Raw genomic sequence first — 15,116 nt, forward strand, 5'->3', positions numbered from 1 at the left:
TCGTGCCGTCCACCCCCCAGCCCAGCCGTGTCTCGGTCGAGGAACGTCTCTTCAGCCTCGTCCTCGCCCTCCTCGCGAGCGAGAACGGTCTCAGCAAGGCGGAGATCCTCTCGACCGTGCAGGGCTATCGGCAGCGCTACAAACGCGCGGGGAGCAACCAGAGTCTCGAGCGACAGTTCGAGAGAGACAAGGACGACATCCGCGAGCTCGGCATCCCGCTCGAGACCATCGACGCACCCGACCGTCCCGGAGACAACCAGTCACTGCGCTACCTGATTCCCAAGGGTCTCTACGATCTTCCGCCCGACATCGTCTTCTCGCCCGAGGAGGTCACCCTGCTCGGCCTCGCCGCTGCCGTGTGGCGGGAGGGCTCACTGTCGGCCGAGTCCCGCCGAGCGCTGACGAAGCTTCGCTCCCTCGGCGTCGAGTCGAACGAGCCCATCATCGGCTACGCCCCCCGCCTGCGTGTGCGCGAGAGTGCCTTCGAGCCGCTCAGTCAAGCGCTCGACCGACATCAGATCGTGCGTTTCCACTATCTCAAGCCGGGCGAGAGCGCCCCGCGTCTGAGAACCGTCGCCCCGCACGCGGTGGTGTTGCATGAGGGTCGATGGCACCTCTACGCGATTGACCAGGATGCCCGGGCGAGTCGTACCTTCCTGCTCTCGCGCATCGTCGACGACGTCGTGACGGTCGTCGGCGGCAGTTTCGATCCACCAGAACCCGGGCAGGCCGAACGCGCGCTGAGCGAGCTCGAGGCGGTGTGGCGGTCGAACCTCGCCGAGATCGAGATCCGGGCGGGTAGCGACGCCGCGGTGCGGCTGAACAGGCGCTATGGAACCGGGTCTGCGAGCAACGAGCGGCTGACGTTCAACTACTCGGATGCCAACATCCTGGCCGACGAGCTCACGAGCTACGGACCGGAGGTGCGGGTGCTCTCGCCGGATTCCCTCCGCGCGGCGGTGCGCGCCCGGCTGCAGCAAGTGTTCGCGGCTCACCGCGGAGTCGAAGGGGGAGCAGCATGAGACCGCAACCCCTTCACGCCCAGGACAAGCTCGCCTTCCTGCTGGCTCTCGTGCCCTACCTGATGGACCACGATCGGGTGAGCGTCGGCGAGGCGGCTGAGCACTTCGGTGTGACCGAGGATCAGATCCGCTCGGCCGTCCGCCTCATCGCCGTCTCGGGCATCCCCGGCGAGACCCGGCAATACCAGCACGGAGATCTTTTCGACATCGTATGGGACGAGTTCGAAGAGCACGATCGGATCGTGCTCACGCATCAGGTCGCCATCGACGATTCTCCGCGATTCTCGGCACGCGAGGCGGCCGCCCTCATCGCCGGGTTGCAATATCTATCGTCGCTGCCCGAGAACGCCGACCGAGACACCGTCAGCTCGCTCATGGCCAAGCTCACCCGCGGCGCCTCCGCGACGCCCAGCCAGCTCGCCGTCGCCGGCGCCGCGACCGACGAGGTGCTCGGGACCATCCGCACGGCCGTCGCCGGCGAGAAGCAGATCGAGTTCGACTACCTCAATTCGCGCGGAGAACACGAACGCCGCCGGGTCGACCCCTTGCGCATCGAGTCCGTCGACCAGGACTGGTATCTGCGCGGCTGGTGCCATCTGCGCGAGGCCGTACGCACCTTTCGACTCGACCGGATGAGCGAGCTCGAGGCCACAGATGAAGCCATCAGCTACCGTCCGGCCGATGTCACGCTGCCGGAAACCCTCTTCGAGGGCTCCGCCGACGACCTGACCGTGCTGATCGAGTTGCCGTCTGAGGCCCTGCCGCTGCTCGCCGACTACGTCCCCGACGGTGCGACCGCGACGAGGGCCGGTGGTCGCGTGCGCACGAGCTTGCGTGTCGCGCATTACCACGGGCTGAAACGGCTCGTCGCCGGGCTTCCCGGCATCGTCACGGTGCTCGGGCCAGAAGAAGCGCGTCGGATCGTCGCGGACTGGGCCGCTGCCGGCTCCGCGCGCTACGACGATTCTCCGACGGCAGAGCGGGGCTGACAGTATGCCGTGGTGGTCGTGGATCCTCGTCTGGGGTGGGCTCGTGATCGTGCTCGTCGCGATGCTCGTCTGGTTCGCGTTCGTACTCGGGCGCAAGAGCCTCGCCGCGTTGGCGGAACTCGAGTCGCTCGGAGACCAGCTCGATCGACTCGACGCGAATCTCGACGCCGTTGCCCTGAAGAGGCGCCCGTCCGATGTGTTCGGCGATCGAGAACAGCTCGCCTTCGCTGTCGACAGGCACGGTGCCGAGCGGGCACGTCGTCGGCAAGCCCGTAGGGATGCTGCGATAAAGCGAGGTAAACTGTTGCAACACTCCGCCCAGAATTGGACACCGCCTCATGCTTAACAACCTCACCGGATGGCACTTCCTGATCATCCTCGTGGTGATTCTGCTTCTTTTCGGCGCTCCGAAACTTCCGGCACTCGCTCGTAGCCTCGGTCAGTCGATGAAGATCCTGAGAAACGAGGTCAAGAGCGACGACCCCACGGATCCCGCGGCTGAAGCCGGCGGTTCCGCTCCTGCCGCCGAGGTCCCGAAGACCACAGGCTCCACCGAATCCACGACCAAGTCGTAGTATCCGTGGCTGTGCGCGAGAAACGGCGTACGAACCGCGAAGGAAGAATGTCGCTCGGCCAGCACCTGCTGGAACTCCGCAAGAGGCTCTTTCTCGCTGCCGCCGGAATTGTTGTCGGTGCCGTCATCGGCTGGCTTCTCTCCGGCTATGTGTGGGATGCCCTGCGTGAGCCGGTGCTCGTCATCGCCGAAGCGCAGAATCGCAACGCCGAGATCAACTACCCCAACATCACGGGCGCCTTCGACCTGAAACTCAAGATCGCCTTCTATGTCGGGGTCGTCGTCTCGAGCCCGGTATGGCTGTACCAGGTCTTCGCCTTCCTCACGCCGGGGCTCACTCGCAAAGAGAAACAGTACACCTTCGGGTTCTTCTTCACCGCTGTTCCGCTCTTCCTGCTCGGCTGCGCCGCCGGCTGGTACGTGCTTCCGCACGTGGTCGAGCTCATGACGGGGTTCGCGCCGCCGGAGGACGCCGCCTACATCGATGCGAGCTTCTACCTCGATTTCGTTCTCAAGCTCGTGCTTGCGATCGGCATCGCGTTCGTGCTGCCGGTCTTCGTCGTGCTGCTCAACTTCGCCGGGGTCGTCAGCGCCCAGTCGATCATCAAGTCCTGGCGGGTCGCCATCCTCGTGATCTGCCTCTTCACCGCGATCGCGACGCCGGCGGCCGACGTGATCTCGATGTTCCTCCTCGCCATTCCGATGGTTCTGCTCTATTTCGCCGCGTGGGCGATCGCCTTCCTGCATGACAGGCGCGTGGCGAAAAGGAATAGCGAGCTCGAGGCCGAACTCGCTGTCTAGGCTTGGGGGCGTGAACACACTCTCGCCGGCTGAGCGTTATGCGGCATCCCGGGCCGGTCGAGCTCAGCCGAAGCTCGAGGCGTTCCGTGACGGCCTGCGTTTCGACCTCGACCCCTTTCAGCGTGCCGCCTGCGGTTCCCTCGAGGGGGGCCGTAGCGTTCTCGTGGCAGCACCGACGGGTGCAGGCAAGACGATCGTCGCCGAGTTCGCCGTGTTCTTGGCGATGCAGGAGGTCTCCGCGAAGGTCTTCTACACGGCGCCGATGAAGGCGCTCAGCAACCAAAAGTTCCAGGAGTTCGTCGCCGAGTACGGTCCGGACGATGTCGGCCTGCTCACCGGTGACACCAATATCAACTCGGGCGCGCGCATCGTGGTCATGACGACCGAGGTGCTCAGGAACATGCTCTACGCCGACTCCGAGCTGCTCTCGGATCTGGCCTACGTCGTCATGGACGAAGTGCACTATCTCGCCGATCGGTTCCGTGGCGCCGTGTGGGAGGAGGTCATCATCCACCTCCCGTCAGAGGTGCGGCTCGTCTCGCTCAGCGCGACCGTCTCCAACGCGGAGGAGTTCGGCGATTGGCTGCAGGCGGTGCGAGGCGAGACCGACGTCATCGTCTCCGAGGAGCGCCCCGTGCCGCTCGAACAGCATGTGCTCGTGCGCAGCAAGATGCTTGATCTCTTCGACTCGTCCGGACTCGCCGCGACGACCCGTGTCAACCCGGAGCTCATGCGGCTCGCCCAGGCCGGTGGGCGCTCGATCCAGGTCCGTTCGCTCTCCGGACGGCGCGGCGGCGATCGGGGCCGCTACCACCGCCCGACAGCCAATGCCGGGCGGATGCACCGCTCGGAGATCATCGCCCTGCTCGAAGGCAAGAATCTGCTCCCGGCGATCTTCTTCGTGTTCAGCCGGATCGGCTGCGATCAGGCGGTGCGACAGGTGTTGCGCGATGGGGTGCGATTGACGCAGGCGCATGAACGCGACGAGATCCGGCGGATCGTCGAGGAGCGATGCCGCACGCTGCTCGACGAGGATCTCGCGGTGCTCGGCTACTGGGAATGGCTCGAAGGCCTGGAACGCGGAGTGGCCGCACACCACGCCGGCATGCTCCCCGCCTTCAAGGAGGTCGTCGAGGAGCTCTTCCAGAAGAAGCTCGTAAAGGCGGTCTTCGCCACGGAGACGCTCGCGCTCGGCATCAACATGCCGGCACGCACCGTCGTGCTCGAGAAGCTCGAAAAGTTCAATGGCGAGGCACGCGTGCCGATCACCCCGGGGGAGTACACGCAGCTCACCGGTCGCGCAGGACGTCGCGGCATCGACGTTGAGGGCCATTCGGTCATCCAGTGGCAGGACGGGCTCGACCCGCAGGCCGTGGCATCCCTCGCTTCACGACGCAGCTACCCGCTCAACTCGAGTTTCCGGCCCACCTACAACATGGCGGTCAACCTCATCGAGCAGTTCGGTCGGGAGCGCACGCGTGAGATCCTCGAGTCGTCGTTTGCGCAGTTCCAGGCCGACAGGGCCGTCGTCGACCTTGCGCGCACCGTACGCCAGCAGGTGGAGTCGCTGGCCGGCTACGAGAAGTCCATGCGGTGCCATCTGGGCGACTTCACCGAATACGCCGCCATCCGCCGCTCGTTGAACGCGCTCGAGAAGCAGGGAGCGAAGAACGAGCAGCAGTCACGCGCGGTACGCGAGAAACGGCAGCGCGAGCTCGGCGCGCTTCGTTCACGCCTGCGCTCGCATCCCTGCCACGGCTGCCCGGAACGTGAACAGCATGCGCGCTGGGCGGAACGCTGGTGGCGGCTGAAGAAACAGACGGACGCGCTGAGCCAGCAGATCCAAACCCGCACGGGCGCCATAGCCCGAGTCTTCGACCGAGTCACCGACGTGCTGCTCGGCTTCGGCTATCTCGAACAGGACGCTCATGGCCGGGTCGGGGCGAGCCGCAGTGGAAGGGTGCTGCGCCGTATCTACGGCGAGCGCGACCTCCTCGTCGCCGAATCTCTGCGCCGTGGAATCTGGAAGGAGCTCGAACCGCCGGGGATCGCCGCCATGGCATGCGCCCTCGTCTACGAGCCACGTCGCGACGAAGGAGTCACTTCGGACCGGTATCTGCCCCGCGGGGCATTCCGTCCTGCGCTCGAGCGGACGCAAGAGCTCTGGAGCGTTCTCGACGATCTGGAGCGCGACAACAAGCTGCCGGGGAGCGAGCCACTCGCCACCGGACTCTGCCTCGCGATGTGGAAGTGGGCTCGCGGGGCGGCTCTCGGCGAGGTGCTCTCAGACGCCGACATGGCCGCGGGCGATTTCGTGCGCTGGACGAAGCAGACGATCGATCTGCTCGACCAGCTGTCGCTCGTCGCCGACAACCCGCTGGGACGCACGGCTCGTCAGGCAATGGATGCGATCCGCCGCGGTATCGTCGCCTACTCCTCGGTCGCCTGACGACGGCCGTCCTGACACGGTCGCTGCTCGTTGCGGCGCTCGGACCGCCGCATGCAGAGAACCCCGGTATTACTCGCATAGGCTGATCTGGTGAACCCGGCCAGCCCGCTCCAGCGCAGCGCAGCGACGATGCCGTTCTGGGTGGCGCTGCTCCTCGCCGCCGGTGCGGGAGCCATGCTCGACGGGGCGTTCCCCGACCGCGGCTGGTGGGTGCTGGCCCCGATCGCCGTCGCGCTATTCCTCTCGGCACTCGTCGGGCGCGGACCGTGGACAGGCATGCTCCTGGGCCTGGTCACGGGACTGAGCTTCTGGAGCGTGCACATCTCCTGGCTCACGCTCTATCTCGGACCGGTTCCCTGGCTCGCCCTTGCTTGCCTCCAGGCGATCTTCTTCGCGATCGGCGCATCCCTCATCACGGTTGTGCTCACGTGGGGCCCACGCACCTGGCCGACGCGTCTCGGACGGCTCGGCATGGTGCCGATCGTCGTCGCCGGCCTCTGGACCGCGCGAGAAGCCTTCACCGCGGTGTGGCCGTATGGAGGTTTCGCCTGGGGTCGGCTGGCCATCTCGCAGTCGGAAAGCCCCTTCGGGCCGCTCGTGGCTTGGGTCGGCGTATCCGGCCTGGGCTTCCTTCTGGCCTGGCTGGCCGCGCTCGGGGTGCAGCTCGTGCGCGAGCGGGCCTTCTCCGTCTCCTGGCGCGGCGGCATCGCCATGGCTGCGGTAGCGCTGCTGCTGGCATTTCCCGCCTGGCCGACGATCCAATCGGGAACCACCCGGCTCGCCGCTGTTCAAGGCAATGCGGATGCCGGGCTCTTCGCCGACTATTCACCGGGTGAGATCCTGCAGGATCATGTCTCCGCGACGCTGCCCCTCGTCGGAGAGGACGTCGACATGGTGGTCTGGCCCGAGAACAGCGCGGACATCGATCCGCTGCGGGCTCCGCAGGCCGCAAAAGTTCTCGACTACATCAGTCGACAGATGGGGACGCCCCTCGTGACCGGCACGATCACCCACCGTGACGAGAAGTACTACAACACCTCGCTGCTCTGGAAGGCGGGGGTGGGGGCCGTCGACATCTACGACAAGGTGCATCCGGTTCCGTTCGCGGAGTACATGCCCGACCGGGCGTTCTGGCGCCCGTTCGCGCCGAGCCTCATCGACCTGATCAGCCGCGATTACACGAGTGGGACGCAGAACAACGTCTTCGACATCGATGGCGTCATCGCGGGGGTCGCGATCTGTTTCGACATCGCGGACGACCAATTGATCAAGGAGATGATCTCCAACGATGCCGAGATCATCCTCGCCCAGACCAACAACGCCGACTTCGGCCGCGCGGACAATCAGACCGACGAGAGCGTCCAGCAACTGGCGATAGCGCGTATGCGGGCGATCGAAGCCGGTCGCACCGTCGTCAACATCTCCACAGTCGGCACGAGCGCGATCGTCGCGCCCGACGGCAGCACGATCGACAGTCTCCCAACGTTCACCTCCGGCGCGATGGTGCAGACCGTTCCCCTGAGCAACACGGTCACCCCGGCCATCGCAGTCGGGCGCGGCATCGAATGGCTCGTATCCGGCGTCGGACTCGCCGGACTCCTGCTCGCCTACCTCACCGCCGCACGGAGGAGGTGGTGGCGCGACTAAGCCCGATACGCGTAGACGTGATCTGTCTAGACCCGAAGGCCAAAATCCAGAGGGAGGAGGCCTCTATGCGCCGATCTTGTGCTCGCCGCGGCGAGCACGCAAATGGCTCAACCGCTCCTGCAGCAGATCCTCGAGCTCGGCGCGCGTGCGTCGTTCGAGCAGCATGTCCCAATGGGTACGGGCGACCTTCTCCTCGGAGTGGTCGATCACGACCGGCTTCGAGTCGACGAGCAGGGTAGCCTCATGGCCGCAGTACTTGCACTCCCAGGCGTCAGGCGCCTCCGCGTCCGCGGCGAAGGTCATCACCGTCTCACGGCCGCACGCGGCACACAGATATGTGTGATTGGCGCGCGGAGAAAAGCTGACGCCCTCTTCGCTCTGTAGGCTCTGGGCGCCCAGTCTCATTCCACGCAAACTACGATCTGCCATTGTGTGGTCTCCTCTCGCGATGCATGCTCAGTTATAAACCGTCAAGCTGGACGTTATCTTTCTGTAATCCGAGGATTGCCAGACAACTCCCAGTCTCCCTGTTCGGTCCGTGGATCCGCCGCCGCCGACTCAGCCGCGGCTGCCCACAAGCGATACCGCGACATCGCAGCGATCGGTCACGAGTCCATCCACGCCGAGATCGAGCAGCCTCGTCATATCGGCCGGCTCGTTGACCGTCCAGACGTGCACCTCGAGCCCGGCACGGTGCACGGCGCGAAGGAGTCGAGGCGTGACGATGCGCAGCCCGGCGGCATGCTCGGGAATCTGCACGGCGACGAGGCCGTCCAGGGCGCGGCGCACGCTATCGCTCATGCCGAGCCTCGCCGCGAGGAGAGCCAACGCAAACCTGGGGGCGGACGCCGAACTGGCCACACCGGGAAGCAGCGCGACCGTGCGTTGCCGACGGGATTCGGAGAACGAGGTGACGAGAACACGGGCGACGGCTCCGGCATGCCGCACCGCGAGTGCCGTCGCCTCGATCGCGTCATCGCTTTTCACATCGATATTGAAACGCGTCTCGGGAAAGGCGTCGAGTGCTTCGGCGAGGGAGGCGAACGACTGCCCGTGCCCGAGGTCGATGCGCTTGAGTTCGGCGAGGGTCAATTGATCGACGCGGATGTCGCGGCCCACGAGCCGCGACAGGTCGCGATCGTGGCTGATCACTGCGATCCCGTCGAGCGTGGCATGAACATCCGTCTCGACATGCGTCGCCCCCGTGGAGAGCGCCTTCAAGAAGGCGAGGAGCGTGTTCTCGGGCGCCTCGATCGCGAGTCCCCGATGCGCGAGGACCCGCGGCCACGGGGTGTCCAGATAAGTGCCGCCTCGCCGAGAAGACATCGCGTCGCAGCGTCTCTAGGTCTGGCGGTCCTGCAGATCCCCGGCGGCCGGCGTTCCCGGCTGGCCGGGCGCACTTTGACCGAACGCCCTGCCGATGCCTTTGAGCGCCTCGGTCAACTCGCTCGGGACGATCCAGAGCTTGTTCGCCTGCCCTTCGGCAAGCTTGGGCAGCGTCTGCAGATACTGGTAGGCGAGCAGCTTCGGATCGGGATCCCCTTCGTGGATCGCCTTGAAGACGGTCATGATGGCCTCGGCCTCGCCTTGCGCGCGCAGAACGGCCGCCTTGGCGTCGCCCTCGGCGCTGAGGATCGCGGCCTGACGCGCTCCCTCCGCCGTGAGAATGGCGGATTGCTTCGTTCCCTCGGCAGTGAGGATGAGTGCGCGGCGATCACGCTCGGCACGCATCTGCTTCTCCATCGAGTCCTGGATCGAGTGGGGCGGATCGATGGCTTTGAGCTCGACCCGGGAGACACGGATGCCCCACTTTCCGGTTGCTTCGTCGAGCACGATGCGCAGCTGGCCGTTGATGTTGTCGCGGCTCGTGAGCGCCTCTTCGAGGTTCAGGCCGCCGACGACGTTGCGCAGCGTCGTGGTTGTGAGCTGTTCCACGGCACCGAGGTAGTTCGCGATCTCGTAGGTCGCGGCACGGGCATCTGTCACCTGGAAGTAGACGACCGTGTCGATCGAGACGACGAGATTGTCCTCGGTGATGACCGGCTGCGGCGGGAACGAGACGACGGTCTCACGCATGTCGACGAGCGGTCGGAGCTTGTCGATAAACGGCACCAGGATATTGAGGCCGGGTGTGAGCGTCTTGTGGTACCGACCGAGTCGCTCCACGACGCCCGCGTAAGCCTGCGGAATGATGCGGATGGCTCGAAAAAGCGTGACGAGCACGAAGATCGCGATGACCGCGATGATGACGAAGATGATGATCTGCACCACGATCTGGGTGGGATCCGTCATGTGACGCTCCTTTCAGCAGGAACGACGACGGCCGTCGCCCCGTCGATTGCGGTCACGAGCACGCGTTCGCCGGCGGCGACGACCCGTTGCTCGGTGACGGGGGAGAGGCGGGCGGTCCAGGTCTCGCCGTTCGCGAGGCGCACCTGGCCGCCGGCTGGGCCGATCGAGGTCGCGACTCGACCGTCGATCCCGAGCAGGGCGTCGACGTTGCTCCGGGCGGGATCGCCGCCCTTCTTCAGGGCGCGAAGCAGTGGCGGTCGGATGGTCAGCAGAAGAAGCACGGCGAAGAGCGCCGAGATGACGATCTGCAACCACCATGGAGCGCCCAGCAGACCGGAGATCAGCCCGCCCAGGCTGCCGACGGCGATCATCAGGAAAGTGAACTCGAGGGTGAGCATCTCGATCGTGACGAAGATCAGGATGAGGACGATCCAAGCGATCCACGCGTATGAGGAGATGACGTCCACGACCCGCTCCTTCCGTTCGGTTTGATAAGAAGCTACCAGCTGGCGTCGGCGTCGCGGGGGATCTTGGTAGTCTCGGTGCGACAGACGCAGACGCAGGCCGACATGTCGGCGATTCACACTACACATTGAGGAGCATCCGTGACCAATCCACTCGCACCGGGTTCGCTGAGCGGCAGGACCGCACTCGTCACCGGATCGTCGCGGGGAATCGGCGCAGACACCGTGCGTTACTTCGCCGCGGCCGGGGCGAGCGTCGTCATCAACTTTCGCAACAAGGAGGCGCGCGCCGCGAAGCTCGCCGACGAGATCCGGGCCGACGGTGCGACGGCGATCACGGTCGGCGCCGATCTGACCGATCCGGCATCGGTCCGCAGAATGGTCGATGCGGTGTCCGCGGAGCTCGGAGACATCGACATTCTCGTCTTGAACGCCTCCGGCGGCATGGAGTCCGGCATGGCCGAGGACTACGCCATGGTGCTCAACCGCGACGCCCAGGTGAACGTCGTCGACACCGCGATCGACGCCATGGGCGAAGGGTCGCGAATCGTGTTCGTCACGAGCCACCAGGCTCACTTCATCCGCAACACGCCGACCATGCCCGAATACGAGCCCGTCGCGCTCAGCAAGCGCGCGGGGGAGGACGCGCTACGTGCGAAGCTCCCGCTACTCGATGAGGCCGGCATCGAGTTCGTCGTCGTCTCCGGCGACATGATCGAGGGCACCATCACCGCCACGCTGCTCGAACGCGCCAATCCCGGTGCGATCTCGGCACGCAAGGACTCCGCGGGAAGGCTCTACAACGTGAGCGAATTCGCCGCCGAGATCGCCGCCGCCGCGGTCGAACCGATTCCGGCCGACCACACGCGATACGTGGGGGACATCTCCGACTTCCGCTGAGCGCTTGGCGGTGCCCGCCCGGATTGCGACGCATCCGAGGCGGGCACCGCGGTGCTCAGTCGAGCGAACCGTACAGCGCGGGACTCGTCCGCGCGTGGGTGGCCTGCTCGAAGGCGTAGCTCAGACCGATCAGTGTGCCCTCGTCGTAGTCGCGCCCGAGGAACTCAAGGTTGACGGCAGCGCCCGGGATGGTGGCGTCTTCAGCCACCGATTGTCCCATCGGCACCGTGACCGCGGGCATCCCGGTGTTCGGGCTCAGGCGCAGGTTGGTGCTCTGTGCGAGGTGGTTGGCGATGTAAACGTTCAGGTCGTGTTTGAACTCATTGGTCGAGCCGCTGCTCTCACCGAGGGCCCGAAAGAAGTCGGCCGACGGGTTGACCTCGACGACTGTGGCCCCGTGAGCCACGAGGGTCGCCTTCGCCTGTTCCCAGAACCGGACCGTGGTGGTGTTGGAGCCGATCATCGAGGGCACGTAGCCGATGCGTGCACCCTGAAGGGCGATCGGGTCGAGGTACTCGGTGTACGACTCCGGCACCTTAGCCTTTCTGCTCCGAGGTGACCGGGTCGAGGGGGTCGACGCCGACGATCGCGTCGAGCGCGACCGCGGCATCCGTGACACTGCGGGCGAGCGAGCCACCGGTGTCCTGGCTCAACACGAGAGGGATGATCCCGTGGTGGGCATGTCGACGGTGTCATAGTTGTCCTTCACCGCGATTGGCACACCGAGAAGCATGCTCGTCATGCCCTGCGACGCGCGCACCGCATCCGCATCGGCTGCTGCCTGGATCGCGACGTCGCTCACGCTGATGATCGAGTTGAGCGCGCGGCCACCGACAGCGGGGTCGACGACCTCGTGGTCGTAGGCGTCGATGCAATCGAGGTAGGCGTGGGTGATTGCGACGGACGTCGTGACCCCGGCGTTCATCGCTGCCTGCTTGTCGATGGTCGATGCCTCGATCAGGTCGAACGACCCGTCGTCGTAGATCATCCACTGCGAAACGCCGGTGAGGTCGGTGATGGTGAGCTGCCCGTCGGCGTCGGCGGTGGCTACAATCGCCCAGTCGGCGGATGCCGTGGTCGCACCGAGGTGGTCGGCCACGACCTGAAGGTCGGCTTCGGTGACCTGGCGATCTGAGGCATATGCCACCGCGTGCGCTTCGTGAGGAAGGGGTGTCGGTCACACTGCGGAAGGTCGGTGCGGGTCGGGTAGATGAGGAAACCACTGAATTGTTGTGCAGCGGCAACAAACTACAACCGGCACGATGTTCGGGGCGTTTCAGTCGTGTTTCCAGGGCGCTAAGGATGGCAGGACCACTTCTTTACCTCGTTTTTACCCCGTTTTTCAGGCCCTCCCGAGTGAGCGGGTGTGTCGTAGGGTGTGGCCTCCCAGCGGAGTGGTGGCTCCCGCAGAAACACTTCAGCGGTTCCATTGCCGCGACGGCGCCGGCGAAGGAGAATCAGACGTATCGCCTTTCAAAGCCGGCGAGCCCGAACCGGGCGACACCGACAGAGACCGCGAAGGCGGCCACCCTTCTCAGATGGAGACACGATGAGCATGGTCATGACGACGGACACGTCGCCGGAGCTGCACCTCGCCGACAGCCACGACTTGATTCGCGTGCAAGGTGCGCGCGAGAACAACCTCAAGGACGTCAGCATCGAGATCCCAAAGCGCCGTCTGACAGTGTTCACCGGCGTCTCCGGCTCGGGCAAGAGCTCGCTCGTGTTCGCCACGATCGCCGCCGAGTCGCAGCGGATGATCAATGAGACCTACAGCGCCTTCGTGCAGGGCTTCATGCCGAACCTTGCTCGGCCCGACGTCGACCGGCTCGAAGGAATCACGACGGCGATCATCGTCGACCAGGAGCGGATGGGCGCCAACCCCCGTTCCACGGTCGGCACTGCCACCGACGCGAACGCGATGCTGCGCATTCTCTTCAGCCGGCTCGGCACACCGTACATGGGGCCACCCACGGCGTTCTCCTTCAACGTCCCGACACGGAAGGCGAGCGGGGTGATGAGCACCGAGAAAGACGGCAGGGTCGAGAAGAAGGTGGTGCAGAACGCGGTCTACCTGGGCGGAATGTGTCCACGCTGCGAAGGCATGGGCTCAGTCTCCGATTTCGACCTCACGGCGCTCTACGACGACAGCAAGTCGCTCGGGGAAGGCGCCTTGACCATCCCCGGCTACAGCATGGACGGCTGGTACGGCCGCATCTTCAGCGGTGCCGGCTTCGACATGGACAAGCCGATCGCGAAGTTCACCAAGAGGGAGCTGGACGACCTTCTCTACAAGGAGCCGACCAAGATCAAGGTCGAGGGCATCAACCTCACCTACGAGGGCTTGATCCCGAAGATCCAGAAGTCGATGCTCTCCAAGGACGTCGACGCGATGCAGCCGCATGTGCGGGCTTTCGTCGAGCGCGCCATCACCTTCCAGCCCTGCCCCGAGTGCGACGGCACACGGCTCAGCCCGGAGGCCAGATCATCGAAGATCCAGGGCAGGAACATCGCTGAGCTGTGCCACATGCAGATCAGCGACTTGGCCGAATGGGTCCGGGACCTCGACGAGCCGTCGGTCGCGCCGCTTCTCACAGGCCTGCGGCACCTCCTCGACTCGTTCGCCGAGATCGGGCTGGGCTACCTCTCGCTGGATCGTCCAGCAGGCACGCTGTCGGGCGGCGAGGCACAGCGAACCAAGATGATCCGCCACCTCGGCTCATCCCTCACTGACATCACCTACGTCTTCGACGAGCCGACCATCGGCCTGCACCCCCACGACATCGAAAAGATGAACCAACTGCTGCTACAACTGCGGGACAAAGGCAACACAGTGCTCGTTGTCGAGCACAAACCCGAGACCATCGCCATCGCCGACCACGTGGTCGACCTCGGTCCAGGCGCAGGAACCAAGGGTGGCAGCGTCTGCTTCGAGGGAGGCGTGGAGGGGCTGCGGGGTAGCGACACCATCACAGGCCGGCACCTCGACGACCGTGCCTCCGTCAAGGACTCCGTGCGGACACCGGCCGGCATCCTTAAGGTTCGAGGGGCCTCGACGCACAACCTCCGCGACCTCGACGTCGATGTTCCGCTCGGCGTGCTCTGCGCGATCACGGGCGTGGCGGGTTCGGGCAAGAGTTCGCTGATTCACGGTTCCGTGGCCGGCCGAGACGGTGTGGTGGTCATCGACCAGGCCGCGATCAAAGGTTCGCGCCGCAGCAACCCTGCGACGTACACCGGGCTACTGGAGCCGATTCGCAAAGCGTTCGCGAAGGCCAACGGCGTCAAGCCTGCGCTTTTCAGCTCAAATTCGGAAGGCGCCTGTCCCAGCTGCAACGGTGCGGGCGTCATCTTCACCGAACTGGGCGTCATGGCCACTGTCGAGTCCACCTGCGAGGAGTGCGAGGGCAAGCGGTTCCAGGCGTCTGTGCTGGAATACACGTTGGGCGGTCGCAACATTGCCGATGTGCTGGCGATGTCCATGACCGAGGCGGAGATGTTCTTCAGCGAAGGCGAGGCACGTACACCGGCGGCCCACAAGATCCTCGACCGTCTTGTCGACGTCGGGCTCGGATACCTCACCCTCGGCCAGCCGCTCACGACGCTGTCCGGCGGCGAGCGGCAGCGCGTCAAGCTGGCCACTCAGATGGCAGAGAAGGGCGATGTCTACGTTCTCGACGAACCGACCACCGGACTGCACCTCGCCGATGTCGAGAACCTGCTGGGCCTCCTCGACCGGCTCGTCGACTCCGGCAAGTCAGTCATCGTCATCGAACACCACCAAGCGGTCATGGCGCACGCCGACTGGATCATCGACCTCGGTCCGGGTGCCGGCCACGACGGCGGACAACTCGTTTTCGAGGGCACACCTGCCGATCTCGTCGAGGCCCGCTCCACCCTCACGGGCAAGCATCTCGCGGCCTACGTCGGTAGCTGAGCGAAGCCCTCGTCATCGCGCTGAACACGCGCGAGTGCCCG

Annotated in this window: 15 protein-coding genes; 9 read left to right on the forward strand and 6 right to left on the reverse strand. The window is 65.4% G+C overall.

The annotated features are described in order from the left end of the window. Positions 1 to 2: 2 nt before the first annotated feature. The 7 genes from ACFQB0_RS05780 to lnt all read left to right on the forward strand — a co-directional run bounded on the left by ACFQB0_RS05780 (position 3) and on the right by lnt (position 7,482). Complete coding sequence (locus tag ACFQB0_RS05780) at positions 3 to 1,022, forward strand: helix-turn-helix transcriptional regulator (protein WP_386728672.1); 1,020 nt, start codon at positions 3 to 5, stop codon at positions 1,020 to 1,022. Continuing rightward, the gene (locus tag ACFQB0_RS05785; RefSeq protein ID WP_386728674.1) at positions 1,019 to 2,011 is read left to right on the forward strand and encodes a helix-turn-helix transcriptional regulator; all 993 of its coding nucleotides are present in this window, start codon (positions 1,019 to 1,021) and stop codon (positions 2,009 to 2,011) included. Before ACFQB0_RS05780 ends, ACFQB0_RS05785 begins: the two co-directional genes overlap by 4 nt. Positions 2,012 to 2,015: 4 nt before the next feature. Then, positions 2,016 to 2,357 (forward strand): hypothetical protein, encoded by a 342-nt coding sequence (locus ACFQB0_RS05790; protein ID WP_386728676.1) that lies wholly within the window; start codon positions 2,016 to 2,018, stop codon positions 2,355 to 2,357. Continuing rightward, on the forward strand, positions 2,350 to 2,586 hold the full coding sequence (gene tatA / locus ACFQB0_RS05795) for a twin-arginine translocase TatA/TatE family subunit (RefSeq protein ID WP_386728679.1): 237 nt from the start codon (positions 2,350 to 2,352) through the stop codon (positions 2,584 to 2,586). The genes ACFQB0_RS05790 and tatA overlap by 8 nt, the downstream gene beginning before the upstream one ends. Positions 2,587 to 2,633: 47 nt before the next feature. After that, entirely contained in the window at positions 2,634 to 3,386 is a 753-nt protein-coding gene (tatC, locus tag ACFQB0_RS05800; RefSeq protein ID WP_386728682.1) for a twin-arginine translocase subunit TatC, read from the forward strand. Between the two features lie 10 nt (positions 3,387 to 3,396). Beyond that, the gene (locus ACFQB0_RS05805; RefSeq protein ID WP_386728685.1) at positions 3,397 to 5,835 is read left to right on the forward strand and encodes a DEAD/DEAH box helicase; all 2,439 of its coding nucleotides are present in this window, start codon (positions 3,397 to 3,399) and stop codon (positions 5,833 to 5,835) included. Positions 5,836 to 5,925: 90 nt separating this feature from the next. Beyond that, positions 5,926 to 7,482, forward strand: coding sequence for an apolipoprotein N-acyltransferase (gene lnt, locus ACFQB0_RS05810; protein WP_386728686.1), 1,557 nt, complete (start codon positions 5,926 to 5,928; stop codon positions 7,480 to 7,482). Between the two features lie 63 nt (positions 7,483 to 7,545). Here the strand turns inward: lnt and ACFQB0_RS05815 are convergent, their stop codons facing one another. From ACFQB0_RS05815 to ACFQB0_RS05830, 4 genes are all read right to left on the reverse strand, one after another. Then, positions 7,546 to 7,911, reverse strand: a complete 366-nt coding sequence (locus ACFQB0_RS05815; RefSeq protein WP_386728689.1) for an RNA polymerase-binding protein RbpA — start codon at positions 7,909 to 7,911, stop codon at positions 7,546 to 7,548. Between the two features lie 129 nt (positions 7,912 to 8,040). After that, positions 8,041 to 8,808 carry a glycerophosphodiester phosphodiesterase family protein gene (locus ACFQB0_RS05820; RefSeq protein ID WP_386728690.1) on the reverse strand — a complete coding sequence of 256 codons (768 nt, stop codon included), beginning with the start codon at positions 8,806 to 8,808 and terminating at the stop codon, positions 8,041 to 8,043. Positions 8,809 to 8,823: 15 nt separating this feature from the next. Next, positions 8,824 to 9,774, reverse strand: coding sequence for an SPFH domain-containing protein (locus ACFQB0_RS05825; protein ID WP_386728692.1), 951 nt, complete (start codon positions 9,772 to 9,774; stop codon positions 8,824 to 8,826). Continuing rightward, positions 9,771 to 10,241 (reverse strand): NfeD family protein, encoded by a 471-nt coding sequence (locus ACFQB0_RS05830; RefSeq protein WP_386728693.1) that lies wholly within the window; start codon positions 10,239 to 10,241, stop codon positions 9,771 to 9,773. The genes ACFQB0_RS05825 and ACFQB0_RS05830 overlap by 4 nt, the downstream gene beginning before the upstream one ends. 138 nt (positions 10,242 to 10,379) lie before the next feature. Between ACFQB0_RS05830 and ACFQB0_RS05835 the strand changes: the two genes are divergently transcribed. Continuing rightward, positions 10,380 to 11,138, forward strand: coding sequence for an SDR family oxidoreductase (locus tag ACFQB0_RS05835; RefSeq protein WP_386728696.1), 759 nt, complete (start codon positions 10,380 to 10,382; stop codon positions 11,136 to 11,138). Positions 11,139 to 11,193: 55 nt separating this feature from the next. Here the strand turns inward: ACFQB0_RS05835 and ACFQB0_RS05840 are convergent, their stop codons facing one another. Then, the gene (locus tag ACFQB0_RS05840) at positions 11,194 to 11,673 is read right to left on the reverse strand and encodes a hypothetical protein (RefSeq protein ID WP_386728698.1); all 480 of its coding nucleotides are present in this window, start codon (positions 11,671 to 11,673) and stop codon (positions 11,194 to 11,196) included. 114 nt (positions 11,674 to 11,787) lie between these two features. After that, the gene (locus ACFQB0_RS05845) at positions 11,788 to 12,285 is read right to left on the reverse strand and encodes an amidase family protein (protein ID WP_386728700.1); all 498 of its coding nucleotides are present in this window, start codon (positions 12,283 to 12,285) and stop codon (positions 11,788 to 11,790) included. A gap of 414 nt (positions 12,286 to 12,699) precedes the next feature. Here ACFQB0_RS05845 and ACFQB0_RS05850 point away from each other — a divergent pair, with 414 nt between their 5' ends. Then, complete coding sequence (locus ACFQB0_RS05850; protein WP_386728702.1) at positions 12,700 to 15,075, forward strand: ATP-binding cassette domain-containing protein; 2,376 nt, start codon at positions 12,700 to 12,702, stop codon at positions 15,073 to 15,075. Positions 15,076 to 15,116: the final 41 nt, after the last annotated feature.

This window comes from Luethyella okanaganae (assembly GCF_042660285.1).
Classification (GTDB): domain Bacteria; phylum Actinomycetota; class Actinomycetes; order Actinomycetales; family Microbacteriaceae; genus Luethyella; species Luethyella okanaganae.

What these genes read in the sequence shown, in the direction of transcription:
- ACFQB0_RS05785 (WP_386728674.1), top strand. Translation starts at nt 1,019, where the DNA reads ATGAGACCGCAACCCCTTCACGCCCAGGACAAGCTCGCCTTCCTGCTG.
- ACFQB0_RS05790 (WP_386728676.1), top strand. Translation starts at nt 2,016, where the DNA reads ATGCCGTGGTGGTCGTGGATCCTCGTCTGGGGTGGGCTCGTGATCGTG.
- tatA (WP_386728679.1), top strand. Translation starts at nt 2,350, where the DNA reads ATGCTTAACAACCTCACCGGATGGCACTTCCTGATCATCCTCGTGGTG.
- tatC (WP_386728682.1), top strand. Translation starts at nt 2,634, where the DNA reads ATGTCGCTCGGCCAGCACCTGCTGGAACTCCGCAAGAGGCTCTTTCTC.
- ACFQB0_RS05815 (WP_386728689.1), bottom strand. Translation starts at nt 7,911, where the DNA reads ATGGCAGATCGTAGTTTGCGTGGAATGAGACTGGGCGCCCAGAGCCTA.
- ACFQB0_RS05820 (WP_386728690.1), bottom strand. Translation starts at nt 8,808, where the DNA reads ATGTCTTCTCGGCGAGGCGGCACTTATCTGGACACCCCGTGGCCGCGG.
- ACFQB0_RS05825 (WP_386728692.1), bottom strand. Translation starts at nt 9,774, where the DNA reads ATGACGGATCCCACCCAGATCGTGGTGCAGATCATCATCTTCGTCATC.
- ACFQB0_RS05850 (WP_386728702.1), top strand. Translation starts at nt 12,700, where the DNA reads ATGACGACGGACACGTCGCCGGAGCTGCACCTCGCCGACAGCCACGAC.